Genomic DNA, 16,501 nt, shown 5'->3' on the forward strand with positions numbered 1-16,501 from the left:
TGCGCAAGCGGGGCAACCGGCACGTTTATTGAAGCCGCCAGCCCCTGATGAGCAAAAAATAATTCAAAGAACAGTGGAGCGGCCATGCAACAGATCAGATCGCAAGTGAACGAGCGCGACGGCTTGTTCGAGCTGGAAGCCGGCAGCGATGTCCTCGACAGTCCCCGTTACAACCACGACATAGCACCGACCAAGGTGCGCGAACGAACCTGGAACAAATGGCACATCACAGCGTTATGGGTGGGCATGGCGATTTGCGTGCCGACCTATACCCTGGGCGGGGTGCTGACGGCGTACTTCGGCCTGAGTGTCGGTGAAGCGCTGCTGGCGATTCTGTGTGCCAACATCATCGTATTGATCCCGCTGACGCTCAACGCCTTTCCCGGCACCAAGTACGGCATCCCGTTTCCGGTGTTGCTGCGCTCGTCCTTCGGCATCTTCGGTTCCAACATCCCGTGCCTGATCCGCGCCCTGGTGGCCTGTGGCTGGTTCGGCATCCAGACGATGTTCGGTGGCCTGGCGATTCACCTGTTCCTGGGTTCGGTGTTCGAGGGCTGGAAATCCCTGGGCGGCACCGGCGAGGTCATAGGCTTCATGGTGTTCTGGGCGCTGAACCTGTGGGTGGTGATTCGCGGCGCCGAGTCGATCAAATGGCTGGAAACCCTCTCGGCACCGCTGTTGGTGCTGGTGGGGGTCGGGTTGCTGGTGTGGGCCATGCCGAACGTGTCGATGACCGAGCTGCTGGCGATCCCGCCCAAGCGTCCCGAAGGCGCGGGCGTGGCCAGTTACTTCGCGGCCGGGCTGACCGCGATGGTCGGGTTCTGGGCCACGCTGTCGCTGAACATCCCCGACTTCAGCCGCTACGCGAAAAGCCAGAAAGACCAGATTGTCGGGCAGATCATCGGCCTGCCACTGACCATGTTCCTGTTTGCCTCCCTGGGCGTGGTGATGACAGCCGCCTCGGTGAAGCTGGTGGGCGTGACGGTGTCCGACCCGGTGACCCTGATCGGCCATATCCAGAGTCCGGTCTGGGTGGCGCTGGCCATGGCGCTGATCATCATTGCCACGCTGTCGACCAACACCGCGGCCAACATCGTTTCGCCAACCAACGACTTCCAGAATATCGCCCCCAAGGTGATCAACCGGACCAAGGCGGTGATGCTCACCGGGCTGGTCGGGCTGGCGTTGATGGCCCATGAACTGCTGAAAAAGCTCGGGCTGATTGTTTCGGATGTGAGCCTGGAAACGGTCTATTCCAACTGGTTGCTCGGCTATTCCAGCCTTTTGGGGCCGATTGCCGGGATCATGGTGGTGGATTACTTCCTGATCAAGAAACAGCGGCTGGATCTGGCGGGCCTTTATCGCGATGACGTGTATCCGGCGTGGAACTGGAACGGTTTTATCGCCTTCGGGGTGCCGGTGGTGTTGACGCTGCTGTCCCTGGGCAGCGACGTGTTCAGCTGGTTCTACAGCTATGGCTGGTTTACCGGCTCGGCCCTTGGCGGGTTGATTTACTACGGGCTGTGCGCGATGCGGTCCAGCCCATCAGTCGCGAAATCTGCGGTGTGATGACTGGCCCCTTCGCGAGCAGGCTCGCTCCCACATTTTGGAATGCAATCCTATGTGGGAGCGAGCCTGCTCGCGAAGAGGGCCTCGAACACAGCAAAAAAAATGCCTGAAGAAACCTATAAGAACAGCCAGAGGAGATCCCCATGAACGCGGCCATAGACGTTCTGCAGTCCACCCATCAGCACATCAACCGCGACCGTCTGTGGCAGTCGCTCATGGAACTGGCCAAACTCGGCGCCACGGTCAAGGGCGGTGTTTGTCGCCTGGCCCTGACCGACCTCGACCGCCAGGCCCGGGACACCTTCGTCAAATGGTGTATCGATGCCGGCTGCACCGTCAGCATCGACGCCGTCGGCAATATCTTCGCCCGCCGTCCCGGACGCAATCCGGACCTGCCACCGGTGATGACCGGCAGCCACATCGATACCCAGCCCACTGGCGGCAAGTTCGATGGCTGCTTCGGTGTGCTGGCCGGCGTCGAAGTGCTGCGCACCCTCAATGACCTGGGCATCGAGACCGAAGCGCCGCTGGAGGTGGTGGTGTGGACCAACGAAGAGGGCTCGCGTTTCGCTCCGTGCATGATGGGCTCCGGCGTATTCGCGGAAAAATTCACCCTCGAAGAAACCCTGGCCAAAGTCGATGCGGAAGGCGTGACCGTCGGCGAAGCCCTGAACGCCATCGGTTACGCCGGCCCGCGCAAAGTCAGCGGCCACGCCGTGGGTGCCTATTTCGAAGCCCACATCGAGCAAGGGCCGATTCTCGAAGACGAACGCAAAACCATCGGCGTGGTAATGGGCGCCCTTGGGCAGAAGTGGTTCGACCTGAAACTGCGCGGCGTCGAAGCCCACGCAGGCCCCACGCCGATGCACCTGCGCAAGGACGCCCTGGTCGGTGCCGCGGTGATCGTCGGCGCCGTCAACCGCGCAGCCCTCGGCCACCAACCGCACGCCTGTGGCACCGTCGGTTGCCTGCAAGCCTATCCCGGTTCGCGCAACGTCATCCCCGGCGAAGTGCGCATGACCCTGGACTTCCGTCACCTGGAACCGGCGCGACTGGACTCGATGATCGCCGAAGTCCGCGAAGTCATCGAAACCACCTGTGACGAACACGGCCTGACCTATGAACTGACACCCACCGCCGACTTCCCGCCGCTGTACTTCGACAAGGGCTGCGTCGAAGCGGTACGCGGCGCCGCGCAAGGGCTTGGCCTGTCGCACATGGACATCGTCAGCGGCGCCGGGCACGACGCAATCTTCCTTGCCGAGCTGGGCCCAGCCGGGATGATCTTCGTGCCGTGCGAAGGTGGCATCAGCCACAACGAAATCGAGAATGCCGCCCCGGATGACCTGGCGGCCGGATGTGCGGTGCTGTTGCGGGCGATGCTGGCGGCTTCGGCGGCGGTGGCCAAGGGGGCGCTGGCTGCTTGAACCCTGTGACGTGCGCTGAATGATTCAGCGTACGTCACTAGTCATGGGACGACCGTCTCCCGAAGATTTTCACTGACCACAAGATCCACTTGATGAATCGGTTTGCGCCGATGCCTGAGCATCCCGCCCTGGCGCTGATTCATCACCGCCGTCATCTCGGCGAGTATCGCCAGCGCCACGCTCTGCGGCGTATCGCCACCCAGGTCGAGGCCCATCGGGTAGTGCAGCGCGGAGTTGCCCGGGCCGATTTGCGCCAGCAAGCGTTCGGTGCGTTCTTTGGGGCCGAGTTGGCCGATGTAGGCGGGCGCGGCTTGCAGCGCCAGCCCGAGCCAATGGCGGTCCTGGCGGTAGCTGTGGGTCATCACCGCCACAAAGGCGCCGTCGATCAGCGGGGCCAGGTCGAACGGGTTGTCGAGGCTGGCGAGGACAACGGCATCGGCTTGTGGGAAACGTTCGGCCCGGGCGAAGTGACTGCGGCTGTCGACAACGCTGACGTGCCAGTCCAGCAGTTTGGCCATGCGCACCAGCGGCTGTGCGTCGTGGCCGGCGCCGATAATCACCAGGCGGGGCGGCGGGGCGATGTACTCGAAAAATACTTCGACCTCACCACGTGCGTTGCTGTAGAGCCGTGTCGAGGACTTTTTCTGCGCCAGTGTCTTGTGCAGGTCACGGCTGATCGCAATATTCAGTTGCTGGTTGCGCAGGCTGCCCTCGGTGTCTGACAGCAGGCGGTCACCGACCCGGGCAGAGGCATCGCGGGAACTGGCAATCACCGTGGCCATGGCGGCCGGTTGTTGACGGTCGCGCACGCGTCGCAGCAGTTCGATTGCCGGTGAAGGCGATTTTGCCCGAAGGCGTTCGAGCATGACGAATACCGTGCCGTTGCAACCCAGGCCAAAGGTCAGGGCACTTTGCTCATCGTCTTCGTCCTCGGTGGCGCCCGTGCTGTAGCGGCGCACCACCGGTTCGCCGGAATCGGTGAGCCACCAGGCTTTTTTCGCCAGGTCCTGTTCCAGGCAACCACCGCTGACGGTGCCGACGGTGCGGCCGTGGATGGGGATGAGCATCCGCGCACCGGGCCGGCGGTAGGCCGAGCCTTCCACCTTGACCACGGTGGCGAGGATGGTTTCTTCGCCGTGGTGGGCGGCAGTGTCGATGGCTTGTAAGAGATCGTTGAGGCCGGACATGGAATCAGTTCCAAAAGATGATGGAGATCCCTGTAGGAGCGAGCATGCTCGCGATGGACGTCAACGATAACGCGGGGCATCAGATAGCCCTTGTCGCCCAAGCGATCATCGCGAGCATGCTCGCTCCTACAGGGTGGGGGTGTTGATCAGTCGTCGATGTTCATCAACTGCCGCACCCCATCCCACGCCTCGGCCCGCATCCGATGCACATCCAGCCCCGGGATCACGCCGTTATCGACCACCACCCGGCCACCGACCAGGCTGTACTTCACCGTAATCGGTTCACCCGCCACCACCGGCGCTACGGCAATGTCGTGGAAACCGAAGAAGCGCGGATGCTCGAGACCGTAGATCACCAGGTCCGCCGCCTGGCCGATTTCCAGGGTGCCGACCGCCCCCAGCCCCAGCACCTGGGCACCGCCGGCCGTGCCCCAGTGGATGACATCTTCGGCGGTGGTGGCCGATGCGCCTTGCTGCGCCCGGTGAATCAGCCACGCGGTGTTCGCTTCGCCGACCATGCTCCCGGACTCGTTGGACGCCACGCCATCCACGCCAAGGGAAATCGGCACCCCGGCCTCGAACATCTGCGGCACCGGCGCGACGCCGCTACCGAGGCGCGCATTGCTCACCGGGCAGTGGGAAATGCCGGTGCCGGTTTGCGCGAGCATGCGGATTTCACCGGGTTGCAGGTGCACAGCGTGGGCGAACCACACATCCGGGCCGAGCCATTCGTGTTCGGCGACGAATTCTACCGGCAGGCAGTTGTATTTCTCGCGGCAGAAATTCACGTAGTTCTGCGTTTCAGACAAGTGTGTGTGCAGGCGCAAGCCGAGGCCGCGGGCGGTGTGGGCAAGTTCACGCAGCAGCGTCGGCGGCAGCGAGAAAGTTGGAGTGGTCGGCGCGACCACCACCCGGCGCAAGGCGTCCGGGGTGTCCTGGTGATAGCGCGACTTGAGCCGTTCGATGTCACCCACCATCTGGTCGAGGGTTTCCGGTTGCAACGCGGTTTTCGAGAAACCTGGATGGGCGCTGGCCGACTCCAGCGCGCCGCCGCGGCACAACACGAAACGCAAGCCGAACTCATCGGCCATATCGAACAGCAGGTCGCCGGTCTCGGTGGTGCCGTTGGTGTGGTAGAGGTAATGGTGATCGGCGCAGGTCGTCACGCCCGACAGCAGCAGTTCGGCCATGCCCAGTTGTGCGGCGATCCGCGCCAGTTGCGGGGTGAAGCGGTTGAGGCGCGGGTAGGGCACGCTGGCCAGCCAGCCTTGCAGGTCCTGGTTCAATCCTTCGGGGACGGCTTTGAGCAAGTTCTGGAACAGGTGATGGTGGGTGTTGATCCAGCCCGGATACACCACCGCGTGGCGCGCATCGATCAGCCGTTCGCCGGGTTGCGCTTCAAGACCTGCGGCCATTTCGGTGATGCGGCCGTCGACAATGCGGATGTCCACGGCGCCGGCCCTGGCCCGCGGGCCACGCAGGCCGGTCATCACCGCCACTGGGTTCTTGATCAGGATGTTTTGCAGTTGAGTCATGGTCGGCTCCAGTCAGAGGCTGTGGGTGGCGGATTTGCTGGTGGCGGCATCAGGCACGCTGACGCCGTTGAGGGTGGCGTTGAGCAGCACCGACACCAGGCAGGCGATCACCACACTGCTGTGTAGGAACGGCTGCGACCACTCGGGCAATTGTTTGAACAGGGCCGGGGCCAGTACCGGCACCAGGGCGGCGGCGATGGTGAAACCGACGATCAGCACGTTGTAGCGATTGCGCTCGTAGTCGACCTTGGCCAGGGTCTGGATCCCTGCTGCCGCGACCACGCCGAACATGGCGATCCCGGCACCGCCGAGGGCCGCGGTCGGCATCGAGGCGATGATCGCCCCGGCCTTGGGCACCAGCGCCACCGAGCACATCAGCAAGCCGCTGATGGCGACCACCCAGCGACTGCGCACACCGGTCAGGATCACCAGCCCGACGTTTTCCATGAAGGCAATGAACGGAAAAGCCGCGAACATCCCGGCAATGGTGCTCGCCAGGCCATTGGCGCGCAGGCCGTTGATCACCTGTTTTTCTTCCACCGGTTTATCGACGATGTCGCCGATGGCCACGAACAACCCCATGGATTCGACCATCTGCACGATCATCACCACCACCATGGTGGCGATGGGAATCAGGCTGAAGGTCGGCAGGCCGAAGTAGAACGGGTAGGGCACGGTGAGCCACGGCGACTCCTGCACGCTGTGAAAACTGCCCATGCCCAGCCCGTAAGCCAGCGCCGCGCCCACCAGCATGCCCACCAGCACCGCCATGTTGCGCAGCATCGGGCTGCCGTAGCGGGTGACCAGCAGGATGCTCAGCAGCACCACCGCCGCGACGGCCAGATACGCCGGCGCTCCGAAGTCGCTGGCATGCCGCCCGCCGCCAACCCATTCATAGGCAATCGGAAACAGCTGCAAGCCGATCACGGTGACAATGCAACCGGTGACCACCGGTGGAAAGAAGCGGCGTAATCGACCCACAAACGGTGCTATCAGCATGGTAAAAATCCCCGCGCCGATCACCGCTCCGCAGACCCCGGCGAAACCGATTTCCGGATTGCTGCCGATGGCGATCACCGGCCCCACGCTGCTGAACGCCACGCCTTGGAGGATCGGCAGGCGCACGCCGAATTTCCAGAAACCGACGGTTTGCAGCAGGGTGGCGATGCCCGAGCAGAACAGCGTGGTGCTGATCAGCACCACCGTGTCGGCCTGGGACATTTTCAGGGCACTGGCGACAATCAACGGCACGGCGATGGCGCCGATGTACGAGACGGCCATGTGTTGCAGGCCGAGGGTGAGCATTTGCCGGACCGGCAGAATCCGGTCGACGGGGTGGATGGAGGATGTTGCAGGGGTATTGGCTGACGACATGGAGAATCACCTCTAGCTGTTGTAATTCGGTAAAGAGGGGTATTCGTTCTGATGCCGATCGCAGGAACACCATTGATCCCTGTGGGACCGAGCTTGCTCGGGATGACGGAGTGTCAGCCAACAGGGATGTTGGATGTGACGGCCCTATCGTCGGAACGCCGCCCGGAGCAAGCTCGCTCCCACAGGTTTTTTGCTGTCCTGACTGGCTGGCATCAGTCATTCGTGTGCCCGGAACCGCCATCCACCGGCTCCGATGCCTTTTTTCAGCCTGCCAGGCAGGCGGCAAAGCCCTGGTTCAGGGCCGCGCGGTCCAGGTCGCGGCCGATGAACACAATCTTGCTGGAGCGGGGTTCGGCGCCCCATGGGGTGGAGGCACGAAACTCGACGAGGCTGTGCACCCCTTGCAGTACGTAGCGCTGGTCCTGATCCACCACTGCCAGCACGCCCTTCATGCGGTACAGGTTGTCGGCTTGCTCGGTGCGCAGTCGGGTGATCCAGCGGTGGAAGTCACCCAGGTTCACCGCGCCATCCACGGCGATGCCTACCGATGTCACGCTCGGGTCGTGCTCATGGTCGGGTTCGTCATGCGCATGGTGATGCTCATCGGCGTGGTGATCGTGGTCGGCACCGATTTCCATGAGTTTTTGCGTGGACTCGAAGGCGCCGATGCCAAGGATTTTCGACAGATCAATTTCGGCATAACTGGAGGTCACCAGTTCCGCCGTGGCATTGAGCCCGCGGATTTTCTCGCTCAAGGCCGCCACTTCATCATCACTGACCAGATCGACCTTGTTGATGACAATGCGGTCGGCGCAGACGATCTGGTCCACGGCCTGGTTGTCCACGCCATCGAGTTGCAGGTCTTCCAGGTGCTGGGCGATGTGCTTGGCATCGACCATGGTGACGATGGCGTCGAGTTCCACTTCATCGGCAATCGGGTCGTTGATGAAGAAGCTCTGGGCCACCGGGTACGGGTCGGCCAGGCCACTGGTCTCGATCAGGATGTGATCGAGGCGCACCGGGCGCGCCACCAGTTCACGGACGATGCGCACCAGGTCTTCGCGAACCTCGGCGGTGCAGCACACGCAGCCGTTGACCATCTCGTAGATTTCTTCGGTTTCGGAACTGAGCACCAGGTCGCCGTCGATGCCGACTTCACCGAACTCGTTCTCGATCACGGCGATCTTGCGCCCGTGGTTTTCCTTGAGGATGTAGTTGAGCAGGGTGGTTTTGCCGGCACCGAGGAAGCCGGTGAGGATGGTCACCGGGATTTTGGTGTTGGGGGTCGGGGCGGTGAATGGGGTGTTCATGTGATGCTCCTAAATAACTAAATGGTCGGAGTGCGATCAACTGTGGGAGCGAGCTTGCTCGCGATGGCGGTGTGTCTGGCAACGGGATTGTTGGATGTGATGGCCTCATCGCGAGCAAGCTCGCTCCCACAAGGTTTTGTGTGTTCTCCCCAGCGCAGCGCGGTGCCGGCGTCGAGGCCGAACAGGTCGAGGACGCGGCCGAGGCTGTGGTCGACCATTTGCGCCAGGTCTTGCGGGCGGGCGTAGAAGGCTGGAACGGGCGGCGCGATGATGCCGCCCATCTCGGTGACAGCCGTCATGTTGCGCAAATGGGCGAGGGTCAGCGGGGTTTCCCGAGCCATCAGCACCAACCTTCGACGTTCCTTGAGGGTGACGTCGGCGGCCCGGCCGATCAGGCCTGAAGAGGTGCCGGTGGCGATTTCCGCCAGGGTGCGCATGGAGCATGGCGCGACCACCATGCCCAGGCAGCGGAACGAACCGCTGGCGATCCCGGCGGCCACGTCATCGGCGCGGTGATAATGGCTGGCCAGCGCCGTGACGTCGGCCAATTTGTAATCGGTTTCGTGGGCCATGGTCAGCAGCGCGGCGCGGCTGATGATCAGGTGGCTTTCTATGTCGAGCTCTGCGAGCAATTGCAGCAGGCGCACGCCGTAGATGAAACCCGACGCACCGCTGATGCCGACCACCATGCGCCGGCGGTTCATGATTGCAGTCCTGCGAGCAGTTGGCGGGCACGGTCAAGCACGTCCTGGTCCAGTAGCGCCTTGACCCCGTCGAATCCCGAACCGCGCGTAGCGTCCAGGCCCATGCGCGAGGTGGTGCCGTCGACGGACGATGACGGGTCCAGCGGGCTGCCAGGCAAGCCATCGATGACGAAAATGTCCTGGTGCGGCTGGAAGTGTGTGGCCAGCGCCCACAGCACCTGACTGTCGTCGCTGATGTCGATGTCGCTGTCCACCGCGATCACGGTTTTCAGGTACGGGTCCCAGCCGAGCAGGGCCAGCATGATCTGCCGCGCTTCGCCGTCGCGGCTTTGCTCCAGGGCGACGTAGCAATGAAAATGGGTGCCCGAATTGGGGTAGTGCACGGCGGTGACGGCGGGGAAGCGCGCCTTGAGTTTCTCGCTCATCTCCGCTTCCCGGGGCAGTCGCGCCAAGGTCAGGTGTTCGGCGTAGCGGCCACCGACCACGTCCACCAACCAGGCGTCCTTGCGCCGCATCAGGGTATCGACCCGCAGCACATTGTTGGTCGAGCGATCCGAGGAGTAGCCGCTGAATTCACCGAACGGACCTTCATCGGCATAGGCCGCCGGATCGATCGCACCTTCGAGGACAAACTCCGCATACGCCGGGACGCCGATGCCGTAGCGCGGGGTTTTCACCAGCTCCAGCGGTGCGCCGAACAAACCGCCCGCCACCGCGCGTTCATCACTGCCGAAGGGCAAGCGTGCCGCCGCCGCGAGCATGAACAACGGATGCGCGCCGACCACCATGGCCACGCGCAATTCCTCGCCGCGCTCGCGGGCGGTTTGCAGCATGCGCCACAGGTGACCGCGTGAGTGCAGGCTGGTGGCGAGGGTCTGCCGGGCGTGGCGCATCGAGCGGTGGTAGCTCATGTTGGCGATGCCGGTGACAGGGTCCTCGGCGATGATGATCGCGTTGGTGATGTAGGGGCCGCGATCACTGGCGAAATGCTTGAGCATCGGCAACAGCGCCAGGTCCACGGCTTCGCCTTCGAAAATCTCATCCAGCACGGGGCCGGTTTCGACATAGCGCGGGGCGATGGGATGGTTGGCGCGCTTTTGGAAAGTCTCGTGCAGTTGCGCAGGGGCAACACCGAAGATCCGCGCAATACGGGTGCGGGAGGCGAAGAGGTTGGTGGCTACCGGCACTCCGAGGTTACCCACCCGTTCGCAGATCAGCAGCGGATCGCGGCCTTGGGCGGCGAGGGCGTCGACCAGGGCGGTGACGTCCTGGTCGGCGCTCAGGGAGTCGTGAATGGTCAGCACATCGTCCGGGTATTGCCGGCGATAGGCATCGATGAAATCGTGAAAATCCTGGGTATCGCCGAGCGTCGAGAGGGTCATGGTTTCACCTCGTGAAAAACAATGCTGTGCGTTCAAATCATCTTCGGGACAGCGAGGTACCTGTGGGAGCGAGCCTGCTCGCGAAGAGGCCGTGTCAGGCGACATCCGCGCTGCCTGACACTCCGCTTTCGCGAGCAGGCTCGCTCCCACAAGGGTTGCGCGTGAGGCTAGAGGTACGTGGTGGTCAGGCGAATGTCCGCCTCGGCCAGGTCCTTGGGTGGCGGTGTCGGTTCGATGCCGCACAACCGGGCAATGTTGTTGCCCAGGTAATCCTCAAGGTGGTCCTCGTCTATGCCCAGGCCTTGTGGTGCGGGCGAGCACAGCACCTCAAGCTCGCGCAACCACATGCCCGGTTCATTCGGCGGCGAGTCGGTGCCGAACACGATCTTGTTGCGTGGCAAGTCCTTGGCAAACTCGACGATCCGCGACTGGAAGCACCAGCCGGATTCGCAGTAAACGTTCGGTGTGTCCATGGCCATCCAGAACGCTTCGAACGAGTAGTTGCCGCCGGTCTGGATGCCGAAGTGACCGATGATGAAATTGACCATCGGGAACTCGCGGATGATCGGGTAGAACATGGTCGGAATGGTGTACGGGCCGTCGCCGGTGTGGATCAGCACCACGATGTTGTACTTGGCACACACTTTCATCGCCGGACGCAGCCAGTCCAGCGCCCGGTCCGGGCGATATCCGTGCATGTTGGCGTGCAGCTTGAGCATCTTGAAGCCGTATTCCTTGATGTGGAATTCCAGCTCCGCCGCACCGTTTTCCGGCCCCCAGCGCGGGTTGAAGTTGAAGTTGCCGATGAAACGGTCGGGGTACTTCACGCACAGTTCGGCGACGTAGGACATGTAGTCACGCACACCTTCGCGGCCACGGCGGTTGCCGTCGCGGTAGCCGGTGTTGCCGGGCGGTGGCTGGATGAAACCCATGTCGATCCGGCGCGGCTTGCCGTTGATCATGTACGGGCCGTCCATCAGCTTGAGCATGCGCTCGCCGGTGAAGGGTTCGCCGGTGTGGCGCCAGGCCTCGTCGACCAGGTTGGTGGGGTGCAGATGGGTATCGATAATCATCGGTTCAACTCCTGGCCAGTTGCGTGATGACGGGGCGCTTGAGTTGCGCCTCTGCTTCGGAAACGGAACGCGGCGGCGGTGTCGGCTCCAGGCCGATCATCCGTGCGGTGTTGTTGCCCAGGTATTCTTCGAGGGTGTCCTCGTCGAGGTTCAGGCCTTGCGGCGGTTCGTGGCACAGCACTTCGAGCAGGCGCAGCCACATGCCCGGTTCGTTCGGCGGCGTATCGGTACCGAAGAGAATTTTGTGGGTCGGCAAGACCTTGGCGAACTCGACGATCCGCGATTGCAGGCACCAGCCCGATTCGCAGTAGACGTTGGGCAACTCCATCGCCCATTGCATCGGTTCGAACACGTAGACGCCACCGGTCTGCACGCCGAAGTGGGCCATGATGAAATCGACGTTGGGAAACTCCTTGATCATCGGCACCCATTCCGACGGGATGCTGTACGGCCCGTCGCCGGTGTGCAGCTTGACCGGGATGCCCAGCTCGGCGCATTTCTCGAAGGCCGGGCGCACCCAGTCGAGGGCGCGGTCAGGACGGTAGGCGTGCATGTTGGCCTGCATCTGGACCATCTTGAAGCCGTGTTCGGTGACGTAGCGTTCGATCGCCTCGACGCCGTTTTCCACGCCGCAGCGCGGGTTATAGACGAAGCAACCGATGAAGCGATCCGGGTAGGTCTGGACCATTTTCAGCGTGTAGGCCATGTAGGCGTCGATGGATTCGCGTCCGCTGAGTTCACCGTCGGTCCAGGTGTAGATGGTGTTGCCCTGTGGGGGCTGGATGAAGGCTTTGTCGATGCGGCGAGGTTTGCCGTTGACCATGTACGGGCCATCCATCATCTGCAGCAGACGCTCGCCGGTGAACGGGTCACCGTCATGCCTCCAGGCGAGGTCCACCAGATCGGTGGGATAGCAACTGATATCGATGATCATTGAAGTCGATCTCCTGATAGCGGGAAGGGAACCTTGCGGTTCGCTAGCAGCCACGTTCGGGCAATCGGCCATTTCTATGCGCAAAGACTCGCGCATTCCCTCGCCTGGTCGCATCCGGCTCGGGACGCTGGCTGCTTGGGGAGGAGTATTGGAAGGGGGTGAGAGGTTCGTACAATATTAATTGGGCGGAGGTTTGATATGCGTTCGATATGGGGCGGGGATATGGGGTGGCTGTGCGGGCCTCTTCGCGAGCAGGCTCGCTCCCACAGGGGTGTGATTTCAACTGTGGGAGCGAGCCGGCTCCGGGCGGCGTTCCGACGAAGGCGTCAGTCCAGAGTGTGCCGGGCCAACTGACGAATCACCTCGACCACCGGCGCCACTCGCTCGGCCTGCCCAGGTGGCCATACTGCATACAGGTTGTAATGCGCCGCAATCTGCGCGTCGTTCAACGCCACCAACCGCCCGCTGCGCAACGCATCCGCCGCCAGCAATCCGCGCACCAGTCCCGCACCTACACCCGCTTCGGCGGCGGCAATCAGGTTGGCCGCATTGTCGAACACCACCCGCGCCGGTGGCTCGGTCGGCGGCATGCCCGCCGCATCCAGCCACGGAATCCACGACCGTCGCGTATAACCCAATAGCGGCAACTCCAGGATTTGCGCCGGACTTAACGGCCTCTGCAATGCATGCCGCTCAAGCAAGTCGGGCGAAGCCACCGCCATCACCCGATCCCCGCAAATCTGCGTCATCTCGCAGTCTTCCCAATCGCCATAACCGTAGCGCAAGGCCAGGTCCACGCGCTCGAATGCACTGCGGTCCGAGCGCGGCATCGACAGCAACACCACCTCATGGTCAGGCAACAGATCCAGCAACTGCGGCAGGCGCGGATTGAGCCAGCTCTGGGCCAGCTCACTGTCGACATCCAAGGTCAGCCTCTGCGCCACGCTGCGGTTTTTCACTGAGGACAGCGCCCGGTCGATTTGCGCCAGACCATCGGACAGCACACTGGCGAACAACTGCCCGGCGTCGGTCAGGTTGCTGCCACCGCCTTCACGCACGAACAGCGGCTGGCCGATGAAGTCTTCCAGGGAGCGGATCTGCTGGCTGATGGCGCTGTGGGTCAGGTCGAGTTTGCGCGCGGCGCTGGAAAAACTGCCGCTGCGCGCGGCCTGGATGAAAGCACTCATGGACTGCACCGACGGGTATCGCTTGTACATGCTGTTAGTCCTACTTACACAGGGTGGCAGAAATCGTCGCTGGCCCGATTGGCCCCGGTTTCCCACTATTCGATCACCAGGCCTGCACAAAGACGGGCCGCTCTTTTGGAGCCTGACAATGATCGAATTCACGGTAAACGGCGAACGACGCGAGCTGGTGGAGACATCGCCCTCCATGCCCTTGTTATGGGTGTTGCGTGACCACTTGAAACTCACCGGCACCAAGTTCGGCTGCGGCATGGGCCTGTGCGGCGCCTGCACGGTGCACCTGGACGGGGTCGCGGTGCGTTCCTGCCAGTTGCCGGTCGCCGCCGTGGCGGGGCACAACATCACCACCATCGAAGGCTTGTCGCCGTCCGGGCAGCATCCGCTGCAACTGGCCTGGGTTGCCGAAGATGTGCCGCAATGCGGTTACTGTCAATCCGGCCAGATCATGTCCGCTGCCGCGTTGCTCAATACCGGTGCCGCGGTGACTGACGATTCGATCCGCAATGCCATGACCGGCAACCTGTGCCGCTGCGGCACATACGGGCGCATCAACAAGGCCATCAAGCGCGCGGCCAACGCGCCGAAGGAGGCGTGATGACGAGCACTCGGATCGAGCTGCCGCGCCGGCAGTTTCTCAAGCATTCCGCGACCATTGCCGCCGGTCTGGCCGTTGCGTTCTACCTGCCTGCAGGCGTAAGCGCCAGCGACCCGAAAGCGCCGGCGCAGGCGTTGGCCTTCGAACCCAATGCCTGGGTGCGCGTGTTGTCCGATGGCACGGTAAAACTGGTGGTGCACAAGCACGATTCCGGCACCGGTACTCACACCGCGCTGGCAGCGTGCGTGGCCGAGGAGTTGGACGTCAACCCGATGACCGTGCAGGTGATCACCCCGGAAAATCCGTTCTTCGAGACTTACATTCACCCGGTGTGGAAAGTCTTTTCCACCGGCGGCAGCACCAGTGTGTCGCTGGAATATGATCGCCTGCGCATTGCCGGGGCCACGGCCCGCGCCCTGTTGATTGCGGCGGCAGCCCGGCAATGGAAGGTCAGCCCCGACAGCTGCACCACCGAGGCGGGGCGTGTGCTTCACCGTAACAGCGGGCGCAGCCTGGGTTACGGGGAACTGGTCAGCGTCGCTGCGCACCTGCAGGCGCCGACCGACGTCAAATTGAAAGATCCGGCGCAGTTCAAGTACATCGGTAAATTGCGCCATAAACGCGATGCAGCGGCGAAGGTGTGTGGGCGCTTCAAGTACAGCATCGATGTGGAATTACCCGAGCTGCTGGTGGCCGTGATCCTGCGCACGCCGGTAGTCGGGGCGAAAGTCTTGCAGGTCGATGCTGCAGCGGCGTTGCAGGTGCCGGGTGTGCGCAAGGTGATCGCGATCCCCGGTCGCCCGGACGTGCTCGGTGGCAATCAGGAGGGCGTCGCGGTGCTGGCCGACACGTACTGGGCAGCACAGCAGGGCCGGGCGCTGCTGGTGGTGCAGTGGAGTGATTCACCGCTTTCCGGGTTCGACAGAGAGCAATTGCCCGCAGCGCAGGCGGCGGCCATCGCCGATAAAACCGCGCAGCGGGTGACCGCGATGCAGGCCGGCGATGTCAACGCTCAGTGGGCCGGCGCGGCGCAGTTGCTGGAAGCCGATTACCACATGCCCTACAAAGTGCAGAACCCGTTGGAACCGGTGTGCATCACTGCCCAGGTCAAGGACAACGCGATCACCTACTGGGGCGGTGTGCAGGTGCCGTCATCGGCCTTGGAGGCGGCACAAACCGTGTGCCGCATCGCCAAGGAAAAAGTCACCATCAACGAGATGGTCTCCGGGGGCAGCTTTGGTGCGCGGGAGGCCAAGTACTGGTTGTTCGAAGTCGCCTACCTGGCGCAGCAGGCCAAGGTCCCGGTGAAGCTGATGAACAGCCGTGAAGATGAAATGCGCTCGCTGTTCATGCACCCGGCCACGCTGCATCGGGCAAAAGGCGCACTGGACGCCCAGGGTCGTTTGACTGCCCTGAGACTCGAAGCGGTGTCGCCGGCCTCGCCGGAGCAGTGGGAACCGGGCTACTTCGAACGCCCCGATCACATGGACTACAGCACCACCGAAGCGATCACTGCGTGGGATTTTGCCTATCGCCCGGCGCACCTGGACCTGGTCTGGGTCAAGCATGAAAGCCAGGTGCCGAGCGGCTGGTATCGGTCGGTGAGTTTCATCCCCAACGTGTTTGCCGTGGAAAGCTTCATGGATGAGCTTGCACAAGGTGCCGGGCAGGATCCGTTGGCGTTCAGGCTGGCCCATATGCACGAGCGTCCGCGCCACGTCGAGGTGCTGAAAAGAGCGGCCGAGCGCGCGGGATGGGGTCAGCCGCTGCCAGAAGGCACGGCGCTGGGGATCGCCACCAATCAGGGCTACACCAGCTTCATCGCAGTGGTAGCGCAGGTGGCCAAAAAGGATGGCGTGGCTCACGTGGAGAAGTTGACGTGCGTGGTCGATTGCGGCCTGGCGGTATCACCCGGCGGCGTCGAAGAACAAATCTACGGCGGCCTGATGTGGGGCCTCGGCCATGCGTTGTTCGACCGCATGGACATCAAGCAGGGCAGGGTGGTGCAGAACAACTTCCATGATTACCGGGTGCCGCGCATGTCCGACATGCCGGCCGTGGACATCCTGGTGCTGGACGGTGAACCGGGCAAACCTGGCGGCGTCGGTGAGTTGGGCAGCCCATCGGTGGCCCCGGCCATCGCCAATGCCCTGTTCAGCCTGACCGGCGTGCGCCAGCGCTCGACGCCGTTGAACCTGGGATAGGC

The 16,501-nt window shown here is 63.0% G+C and carries 13 protein-coding genes; 4 read left to right on the plus strand and 9 right to left on the minus strand.

The features are described from left to right. Window positions 1-84 precede the first annotated feature (84 nt). Both ACA054_RS13335 and ACA054_RS13340 read left to right on the plus strand, forming a co-directional pair. Window positions 85-1,569, plus strand: a complete 1,485-nt coding sequence (locus ACA054_RS13335; protein WP_497689797.1) for an NCS1 family nucleobase:cation symporter-1 — start codon at window positions 85-87, stop codon at window positions 1,567-1,569. 143 nt (window positions 1,570-1,712) lie between these two features. Continuing rightward, window positions 1,713-2,996, plus strand: a complete 1,284-nt coding sequence (locus ACA054_RS13340; protein ID WP_497689798.1) for a Zn-dependent hydrolase — start codon at window positions 1,713-1,715, stop codon at window positions 2,994-2,996. A gap of 41 nt (window positions 2,997-3,037) precedes the next feature. Here the strand turns inward: ACA054_RS13340 and ACA054_RS13345 are convergent, their stop codons facing one another. The 9 genes from ACA054_RS13345 to ACA054_RS13385 all read right to left on the minus strand — a co-directional run bounded on the left by ACA054_RS13345 (window position 3,038) and on the right by ACA054_RS13385 (window position 13,712). Beyond that, a complete protein-coding gene (locus ACA054_RS13345) occupies window positions 3,038-4,183 on the minus strand; it encodes an XdhC family protein (protein ID WP_497689799.1) in 1,146 nt (381 codons plus the stop codon). Between the two features lie 146 nt (window positions 4,184-4,329). After that, on the minus strand, window positions 4,330-5,718 hold the full coding sequence (locus ACA054_RS13350; RefSeq protein ID WP_497689800.1) for an amidohydrolase family protein: 1,389 nt from the start codon (window positions 5,716-5,718) through the stop codon (window positions 4,330-4,332). 12 nt (window positions 5,719-5,730) lie between these two features. Next, a complete protein-coding gene (locus tag ACA054_RS13355; protein WP_497689801.1) occupies window positions 5,731-7,092 on the minus strand; it encodes a nucleobase:cation symporter-2 family protein in 1,362 nt (453 codons plus the stop codon). Between the two features lie 263 nt (window positions 7,093-7,355). Continuing rightward, window positions 7,356-8,402 (minus strand): CobW family GTP-binding protein, encoded by a 1,047-nt coding sequence (locus ACA054_RS13360; RefSeq protein WP_497689802.1) that lies wholly within the window; start codon window positions 8,400-8,402, stop codon window positions 7,356-7,358. A 17-nt stretch (window positions 8,403-8,419) separates the two neighbouring features. After that, a complete protein-coding gene (locus tag ACA054_RS13365) occupies window positions 8,420-9,106 on the minus strand; it encodes a UbiX family flavin prenyltransferase (RefSeq protein ID WP_497689803.1) in 687 nt (228 codons plus the stop codon). Continuing rightward, on the minus strand, window positions 9,103-10,488 hold the full coding sequence (locus tag ACA054_RS13370; RefSeq protein WP_497689804.1) for a UbiD family decarboxylase: 1,386 nt from the start codon (window positions 10,486-10,488) through the stop codon (window positions 9,103-9,105). The genes ACA054_RS13365 and ACA054_RS13370 overlap by 4 nt, the downstream gene beginning before the upstream one ends. Before the next feature lie 167 nt (window positions 10,489-10,655). After that, entirely contained in the window at window positions 10,656-11,561 is a 906-nt protein-coding gene (locus tag ACA054_RS13375; RefSeq protein ID WP_008059304.1) for an amidohydrolase family protein, read from the minus strand. Between the two features lie 4 nt (window positions 11,562-11,565). Then, window positions 11,566-12,495, minus strand: a complete 930-nt coding sequence (locus tag ACA054_RS13380; protein ID WP_497689805.1) for an amidohydrolase family protein — start codon at window positions 12,493-12,495, stop codon at window positions 11,566-11,568. Between the two features lie 326 nt (window positions 12,496-12,821). Further along, window positions 12,822-13,712: a LysR substrate-binding domain-containing protein gene (locus ACA054_RS13385; RefSeq protein ID WP_497689806.1), complete on the minus strand. Its 891-nt coding sequence runs from the start codon at window positions 13,710-13,712 to the stop codon at window positions 12,822-12,824. 118 nt (window positions 13,713-13,830) lie between these two features. Here ACA054_RS13385 and ACA054_RS13390 point away from each other — a divergent pair, with 118 nt between their 5' ends. Continuing rightward, window positions 13,831-14,295 carry a (2Fe-2S)-binding protein gene (locus ACA054_RS13390; RefSeq protein ID WP_497689807.1) on the plus strand — a complete coding sequence of 155 codons (465 nt, stop codon included), beginning with the start codon at window positions 13,831-13,833 and terminating at the stop codon, window positions 14,293-14,295. Next, window positions 14,295-16,499, plus strand: coding sequence for a xanthine dehydrogenase family protein molybdopterin-binding subunit (locus tag ACA054_RS13395; protein ID WP_497689808.1), 2,205 nt, complete (start codon window positions 14,295-14,297; stop codon window positions 16,497-16,499). Before ACA054_RS13390 ends, ACA054_RS13395 begins: the two co-directional genes overlap by 1 nt. Window positions 16,500-16,501: the final 2 nt, after the last annotated feature.

The sequence above is a fragment of the Pseudomonas sp. LBUM1653 genome (genome assembly GCF_059716115.1).

Coding starts and splice junctions, on each gene's coding strand:
- ACA054_RS13335 (WP_497689797.1), top strand. CDS start 85: ATGCAACAGATCAGATCGCAAGTGAACGAGCGCGACGGCTTGTTCGAG.
- ACA054_RS13340 (WP_497689798.1), top strand. CDS start 1,713: ATGAACGCGGCCATAGACGTTCTGCAGTCCACCCATCAGCACATCAAC.
- ACA054_RS13345 (WP_497689799.1), bottom strand. CDS start 4,183: ATGTCCGGCCTCAACGATCTCTTACAAGCCATCGACACTGCCGCCCAC.
- ACA054_RS13350 (WP_497689800.1), bottom strand. CDS start 5,718: ATGACTCAACTGCAAAACATCCTGATCAAGAACCCAGTGGCGGTGATG.
- ACA054_RS13355 (WP_497689801.1), bottom strand. CDS start 7,092: ATGTCGTCAGCCAATACCCCTGCAACATCCTCCATCCACCCCGTCGAC.
- ACA054_RS13360 (WP_497689802.1), bottom strand. CDS start 8,402: ATGAACACCCCATTCACCGCCCCGACCCCCAACACCAAAATCCCGGTG.
- ACA054_RS13365 (WP_497689803.1), bottom strand. CDS start 9,106: ATGAACCGCCGGCGCATGGTGGTCGGCATCAGCGGTGCGTCGGGTTTC.
- ACA054_RS13370 (WP_497689804.1), bottom strand. CDS start 10,488: ATGACCCTCTCGACGCTCGGCGATACCCAGGATTTTCACGATTTCATC.
- ACA054_RS13375 (WP_008059304.1), bottom strand. CDS start 11,561: ATGATTATCGATACCCATCTGCACCCCACCAACCTGGTCGACGAGGCC.
- ACA054_RS13380 (WP_497689805.1), bottom strand. CDS start 12,495: ATGATCATCGATATCAGTTGCTATCCCACCGATCTGGTGGACCTCGCC.
- ACA054_RS13385 (WP_497689806.1), bottom strand. CDS start 13,712: ATGTACAAGCGATACCCGTCGGTGCAGTCCATGAGTGCTTTCATCCAG.
- ACA054_RS13390 (WP_497689807.1), top strand. CDS start 13,831: ATGATCGAATTCACGGTAAACGGCGAACGACGCGAGCTGGTGGAGACA.
- ACA054_RS13395 (WP_497689808.1), top strand. CDS start 14,295: ATGACGAGCACTCGGATCGAGCTGCCGCGCCGGCAGTTTCTCAAGCAT.